General features: G+C 35.4%; 6 protein-coding genes and 1 tRNA gene. 3 read left to right on the top strand and 4 right to left on the bottom strand.

All coding sequences use genetic code 11. The features are described 5' to 3' along the window. Window positions 1–277: 277 nt before the first annotated feature. Window positions 278–1,303: a DNA recombination protein RmuC gene (locus COU51_04255; GenBank protein ID PIR66383.1), complete on the top strand. Its 1,026-nt coding sequence runs from the start codon at window positions 278–280 to the stop codon at window positions 1,301–1,303. A 45-nt stretch (window positions 1,304–1,348) separates the two neighbouring features. Then, complete coding sequence (gene rpsT, locus COU51_04250) at window positions 1,349–1,612, top strand: 30S ribosomal protein S20 (GenBank protein ID PIR66382.1); 264 nt, start codon at window positions 1,349–1,351, stop codon at window positions 1,610–1,612. Between the two features lie 60 nt (window positions 1,613–1,672). Here rpsT and holA read toward each other — a convergent pair whose 3' ends face one another. From holA to COU51_04235, 3 genes are all read right to left on the bottom strand, one after another. Beyond that, complete coding sequence (holA, locus tag COU51_04245) at window positions 1,673–2,650, bottom strand: DNA polymerase III subunit delta (GenBank protein ID PIR66381.1); 978 nt, start codon at window positions 2,648–2,650, stop codon at window positions 1,673–1,675. Window positions 2,651–2,668: 18 nt separating this feature from the next. After that, window positions 2,669–5,239 (bottom strand): DNA polymerase I, encoded by a 2,571-nt coding sequence (polA, locus tag COU51_04240; protein ID PIR66380.1) that lies wholly within the window; start codon window positions 5,237–5,239, stop codon window positions 2,669–2,671. A gap of 259 nt (window positions 5,240–5,498) precedes the next feature. Continuing rightward, window positions 5,499–5,570: transfer RNA gene (locus tag COU51_04235), tRNA-Cys, on the bottom strand. Window positions 5,571–5,658: 88 nt separating this feature from the next. On the opposite strand from COU51_04235, the gene COU51_04230 reads away from it, so the two are divergent. Further along, entirely contained in the window at window positions 5,659–6,444 is a 786-nt protein-coding gene (locus tag COU51_04230) for a hypothetical protein (protein ID PIR66379.1), read from the top strand. A gap of 42 nt (window positions 6,445–6,486) precedes the next feature. On the opposite strand, the gene COU51_04225 is transcribed toward COU51_04230, so the two are convergent. Next, the coding region (locus COU51_04225) for a hypothetical protein (protein PIR66378.1) at window positions 6,487–7,348 on the bottom strand (862 nt) is incomplete at its 5' end.

The raw sequence follows: 7,348 nt of genomic DNA, 5'->3' as shown, positions 1-7,348 counted from the left end.
TGACAACGTCTTATTTATTGCGTCGCAAAATATTATTATATCTTCATCGTAAACCTGCTTTCTCCCTATTTTATTTTATTTAAAATCTTTGCGTCGCAAAATAAATAAAGCCTCCCTTAGTTTTATCTTTGAAAAATACTTCTATCAGTATAGCATAAATTTAATAAAAAATCAAGACCTGCTGTGCAACCAAATCTTAGTAAGACTGTTTTTATAAGATTTTGATATTGAACAATATAACGAATGGTGTTAAAATTTAATTATTATGGAATATGTCATTATAACTCTTTTGTCTATTCTTGTTCTCGCAGTTATCGGCGGAATTGTTTGGTTATCAAAAAAACAAGGAACCGACACATCACAAAACGATAAACTAGTACTATTGCAAGATGAATTAAAAAATATCCGTCAAGAAATGCATGGTTCGCTTGAAAAAAATCTTGAATTTGTCCAAAAGCAAGCTGGCTACAGCACAAAGCTTGTACAGGAAGTAACAGGTAAGCTGACAGAGATAGGGGAAACAAACAAGCAAGTAGTCAACTTCGCTTCGCAGATGCAAAGCTTGGAAAATATTTTAAAAAATCCAAAGCAACGTGGAATATTGGGCGAATATTTTTTGGAAACCTTATTGGGTAATATCCTTCCACCAAATTCTTACAAAATGCAATACAAATTCCGCGATGGCGAAATTGTTGATGCGGCAATTTTTATAAAAGATAAGATCGTTCCGGTAGATGCAAAGTTTTCGCTTGAAAAATATAACATGATAATGGAAGAAGAAGACGCCGGACGCAGAGACATATTTGAAAAAGAATTTAAACGCGATATTAAAAATCGGATTGACGAAACCAGTAAGTATATTCGTCCTAATGAAAATACTACCGACTTCTCTTTTATGTTTATTCCGGCAGAAGGTGTTTTCTATAGCCTATTAATATATAAAGTAGGAAGCACAAATGTAAACTCCGAAGATTTGATAAACTACGCTTTCAAAAAAAGAGTAATGATAGTCTCGCCAACCAGTTTTTTTGCTTATCTTCAGACTGTCATCCAAGGATTAAAAGCATTAAAAATAGAGGAGTCGGTTAAAGATATCCTTGAAAGGGTTGACAAGTTAGGCAAACATCTGGTACAATATCAGGAGTATATGAAAAAAGTAGGCTCTAATCTCTCCACCACAGTTAATATGTATAATTCTGCGACAAAAGAATGGGGAAAAATAGATAAGGATGTCGCGAGGTTAGAACAAGGCGAGGAGCGATTGGAAAAATTAGATGACGTCGAAAAACCAAAACTTTCATAACTATACGCTCTAAATTTAAAAATAATAATAGCTCATAGCTAAAGTATGCCAAATCTAAAAAGTGCAAAAAAAGCGCTAAGACAATCAATAAAGCGCGCGGAAAAAAATTTGAAAAACAAAGTTGAGGCAAAAGGATTAATAAAACAAGTTAGAAAAGCAGTCGAAGCAGGGGATAATAAAGCCGGAGAGATCCTAAAACAAACCGGGAAAAAGCTTGATAAAATTGCCAAAACAGGATACTTTAAAAAAAATAAGGTTTCCCGCCTCAAATCTCGTTTAGCCAAAAAAGTAAACAAAATGAAAAAATAAAAAATGAGCCAAATGGCTCGTTTTTTATTTTCCTAGATCCTAAGTGTTGATTACTAACTGCTATATTCTTGATATTAATCTATCAAACATCGCTCGCGCGGGAGAGCTTGATGACTTAATGGCCATATCGATTTGCAAAAGTCCGCGATAAATATTTTTTAGTTCGTTGTCTTGGAAGTTCCTTGCTTGCTGAAGTGATTTTTGCGCCACATATGGGTGGATCCCTAATTCTTTTGCCACTTCATCTTTTTTCAATATTCCCTGCATTGATTTTATCTGAAGTAAAATTCTAATCTGCCTTACAACCATTCCCAAAAGCGCAAGTTCGCCTGCGCCGGCAGAAAGTTCATTCTGCAATGAAAGAAACGCTAAACGCCTGTTCTTTCCGGCTAATGCGTCAATAAACTTGAAAATATTCTCTTCCGCCTGACGAGAAAGTAGTTCTTCTACAATTTTTCTAGATATTTTCTTACTTTCAATTTCTTTACTACCAATAATAAATAAGCAAAGCTTATTTATTTCTAAATCAATTTTACATAAATCATTCCCTAAAATTTCTGCAATAAGAATCGCGGATTCATTATCAATTTCACATCCATAAAAAGCAACGCGTTTACGAATCCATCCTATTAATTCATTTCCCGATAAAACATTAAAACTATAAATAAATTTTTGTTTCAGTAAATATTTTCCTAAATCGCTTTTTAAAAATTTTTCATCTCCACTCTGTTCCCAAACAATCAAAATTGTTTCTTCCGGTATTTTTTTTATAACTTCCAAGGTTTCTTTTTCTTCCATTTTGTTTTCTGCCTTTTTTGTTTTTTTATTCTCTTGAATTTTCAAAATTGCCATTTTATTTTCGGCAAAAAATCCGGACGATAAGACTTTATTGCGAAAATCCGCTAAATCAAAATCCAAGCTTTCAGTCGTTGAAATTAAAAAAGAATTCCCGTTCTTTTTTTCTAGGAATCTGCTTTTTAGTTCTTCGAGTTTTTCTTTGGCCCGAAATATATCGGAACCATATAAAAATATAATCATAAAATCAGCGTTTACACATTAACTCCAATTATTCCCAATCTCCACATCCACCTCCAGCGGGACTTGTAATTTATAGATGTGCTCCATCACTTCTTTTATAGTGCTGACCGCTTTTTTCTCTTTTCCTTTTTTTATTTCAAAAACTAGTTCGTCATGCACTTGTAATACCATTCTCACGTCGTCTTTGACTACATTTTTCTGCAATTCAATCATCGCCATTTTTATTATATCGGCGGCAGTGCCCTGAATCGGCATATTTATTGCCATTCTTTCTGCGGACGCGCGCACTGGCTCAATATAAGATTTTATTTCTGGTAAATAACGGCGCCTGCCAAAAATTGTTTCAACGTAGCCAATCTTATAAGCCAGTGCTTTCGTTCTATCAATATATTCCATAATTGCCGGATGGCTAGAATAGTATCTATCCAAAAAATCCTGCGCTTCGGCCATAGATGATTTTATACTTCGGCTAAGACCTTGCACGCCCATCCCATACAAAACACCAAAATTAACTGCCTTTGCTTTTCTTCGCATTTCTTTTGTAACTCCCTCTGGTTTTACGCCAAAAACCTCTGCTGCTGTTTCTCTATGAATATCGTCTCCGCGTTCAAAAGCTTTAATCATATGCTTCTCGCCTGCCAAGGCGGCCGCTAAACGAAGCTCTATTTGTGAATAATCAAGTGAGGCTAAAACATAACCACTGTCTGCAATAAATGCCTTACGAATTCCTCGCCCAAGCTCTGTTCTAATCGGAATGTTTTGTACATTTGGCTCACTTGATGACAGTCTACCGGTTGCCGTTATTGTTTGATTAAACGTACTATGGACTCTATTATTTTTATCCATCTGTTTAGGCAAGGTATCAATATAAGTATTTTTCAGCTTTGTAAGCTCGCGATGTTCCATGATAAATTCAATAATTTCATGTCTACCCAAAAGCTTGGTTAATTCTGACACTGCAGTTGAAAGCCCTGTTTTTCCTCGTTTTATCCTTCCGCCCTTTGGTTTTAACCCCAATTTTTCATATAAAATAACCTGCAACTGTTGAGGAGAATCGATATTAAATTCTTCGCCGGCAAATGTATATATTTTTTTATCAATCTGCATTAATCTTTTTTCAAAATCAGCAGAAAGACCAGATAAAAGTTTTTCATCAATCTTTATTCCTGTCTTTTCCATCCTGAATAATACTGAAAGCAATGGCATTTCTATATCAAAAAAAACTCGATCTAACTTTTCTTTTTTTAATTTTTCCAAAAATAAATTTTTCAAATTTATAATATCGAAAAGTAGCGTTTCACCCGGACGTTTTTTTAGATATTCCATACAAAGCGTTTCTATCTCGTATCGCCTTGTGCCAGAATTTAAAATATATGCCGCAAGCATTGTATCGAAATATATACCATTCAATTCTACTCCATAGCCTGCCAAAATATGCATTTCCGATTTTATATCATGTCCGATTTTTTTTATTTTCTCATTCTTAAAAATCGGAGCAAGCTCATTAAAAACTTCTTTCGCCTTCAGCACACCAAAAGTTATCTTTATATATCTCCCATCAAATGAAAGCCATAGTTCTTGAATTTCTTTTCCAAAAAGGCCCTCTTGTCCTTCTATTATTAAAAAACCTAATTCGCCTGATTTTTCTATATCTTTTATTAATTTTTTTATATCTTCTGTTGAGGTAACCTTTTGTAATCCTGTCTCTGACTTTTCATCCTTAATATTCTGATGCGAAAGAAGACTTCTAAACCCAAGCTCTATAAAAAAATTATCAACGGCCTGCTCATTATAATTACCAAAACTCATATCTTCCAATGGCATCTCTATTGATACGTCTTTAACTATTTCAACAAGCTCTCGGCTTTTGTAAGCGTCTTGTTTGCCCGCACGCAAAACCTCTTTTACTTTTTCACTCGCATCAATATCTCCGCTTTCTAATGATGTATAAATATTATTTATGTTTCCGTATTTTTGCATCAATTTGCTTGCGCCAACTTTTCCAATTCCGAGAACTCCCTTTATATTATCCGACGGATCGCCCATAAGCGCTTTTAAATCAATCATCTGTTCAGGCAAAAGGCCATACCTTTCTTTAACCGCGTCTATATCATAATTTTTTATTTCTGATACTCCTTTTATAAATCCAACAACATTAATTTTTTCATCAACGAGTTGAAGTGTGTCCATATCTCCCGTAACAATCAAAACCATATCTACCTTTTTTTCATATCTTTTAGCAATTGTGCCTATCAAGTCATCGGCTTCATAACCGACTTTATCATAATGGGGTATAGAATATGCGTCCAGCATTTCTTTTATAATTGGGATTTGGTCATAAAGATCTTGCGGTTTTGCTTCACGCTGAGCCTTATATTCTTCATAGGCCTCATGCCTAAAAGTTTTTTCTTTTCTATCCCAACAAACTACCAAATGGCTTGGTTCAAAATCTTTTATAATTTTTTGCAAAACACGCGCAAACCCAAAAACAGCATTAACCATCCGACCTTGGGGGTCGGAAAGCGGACGAATTGCATGAAATGCGCGGTGTAAAAGCGCATTACCATCAATAATGATTAGTTTCTTCATATTGTTTATCTTACCTTTAATTTTTCTTTTTTACAAATTAAAAAATCCCGCAAAAACAGGATTTTTTAATGGAGGCCTAGGCGGGAATCTCACGTCATTCGGCCGACAAAGAGTCGGCCTCATTCCTTCGGAAACCTTCGGGTTTCCGAATAACTTTCCTCAAAATGTAGGGGGAGTTCCTCCCCCTACCACCCCTTCGTTCGATTCCGACAAAACTGCTAATAATCAAAATATCCTACAATTGCAGGATATTTTGATTAGGCCTGGGCGGGAATCGAACCCACGAATAAGGGTTTTGCAGACCCTCGCCTTACCGCTTGGCTACCAGGCCATTTATACAAAAATATTACCACATTTTGACATAAAAGTCAATTTAAGGCAAAGTGTGTTTATGGCTCCTTAACAAAACGAGGCGAACAATGAAACGAAAATTTAATCTTTTATTGTGTATAGTGTATTTAATCCTTGGTGTTTCTTCATGTGTAATTCATGAAATTGAATCAGACGAAAGGCTGGATAGTTCCATTCCAGAGAAAACACTAAAAAATCAAATAGATGAGGAATTGCATAATTTACATCCCTATAAGCTATATATGTTTATTCCGATTGTAGACGCATGGAGTAATGCCAACTATAATGGTTTTGATTATCTATCTTTTTTTAAAAAAATATGTAAATTAGAAAATCAAATAAAAACCGATTCTTCATATGAATGTACCTTCTCTAATAAAAGTATCGGACTTTCTATTGCGGAAAAAAATTCAATAGTTATTACGTTCAAAAATTTTGAGATAACAACACCCGAAGGTACAAAAACTATTTCTGGAATCTGGCAAATAACCGGTACTCCCACGGTCTTTATTTTAAATAAATATGAACGATCCTGTATTGATACGGAGTGCACTTTGAAAATAGTTGACTATACATATAATAATGAAGGTAGGGAAGCTTTCTTTAGCGCAAGCGGGGAAATCGGCTTGCCGTATGGAAGATACTACTTTTATTTTGATAATTTCTATTTTGGAACCTGTCGCAATAAACCTGTTGGTAGAATGTATTTCCAGGCAGGAAAAGACAATGCTGAGGCAATCTTTTTTGAAGATACCCAATGCAGTTCATGTGTCCGTGTAGAGCTAAATAGCTGTTCTATGAAATTTAATTATTGCAATGAATGGACAATGGAAGACCTGTTTAATGAATTTTAAAAGCCCTCTCACAATGCGAGGGCTTTTTAATTTATCAACTGACTATTTTACATATAAAAGCGGATTCTGTCTGACGTTACCAACATAAACTTCAAGATGTAAATGCGGACCCGTTGACCAGCCGGTATTCCCAGTAAGCGCAATCAATTCACCGCGCTCTACTGTGTCTCCGGTTCTTACGTAAAGTCTACTACAATGACCGTACCGTGTTTTCATACCGTTGCCATGATCAATCAAAATTTCATATCCATAGCCTGTCCCCCAGCCAGAATAAATAACTCTACCACCCTCGGCAGCAACAAGACGAGAACCAGTAGGCAAACCAATATCAATAGCAGGGTGTCTCCAACTAAAATATTGAGTAATGCGTCTTGAAGGAACGGGCCATAATAGTTCACCTGAGGAACTATAGCTTTTACTACTAAATCCGCTAGAATATGCAAGCGTTGGAGCAACATAAACGATTTTTCCTTCCGGAATAACCAAAGCTTGTCCAACCTGCAAAGACCCAGCATCTGACAGATGGTTAAATTCTAAAATTTTTTCTTGCTCTGCGCTATATTTTGAAGCAATAGCCGCTAGAGTATCTCCTTTTTTGACTATATGAGATACTCCTGAAACCGGCAAAATCGTAAGCTTGTCTCCCGGTCTTATATAAGATCTTTCAGTTAGTTGATTTGCCCATAAAAGAGTATTTAAGCTTATCCCATATCTTTCCGCAATATTTCCGAGAGTGTCTCCTTTTTGCACAATATAATACTCAATACTCGTTCTGGTTGATTTTGTATCTGTGCTTGGCGTATAGTCAATACCAACAAATCCGATAATGTTTGGATTTTCTGCTTGATTAGCAGAGCTTTCCGAAACTGGTGCTGTACCACTATATTCACCCTCTATATCAGAG

The organism is Parcubacteria group bacterium CG10_big_fil_rev_8_21_14_0_10_36_14 (assembly GCA_002772895.1).
In the GTDB taxonomy this organism is placed as follows: Bacteria; Patescibacteriota; Patescibacteriia.
This window is presented reverse-complemented; position numbering and strand designations above follow the sequence as displayed.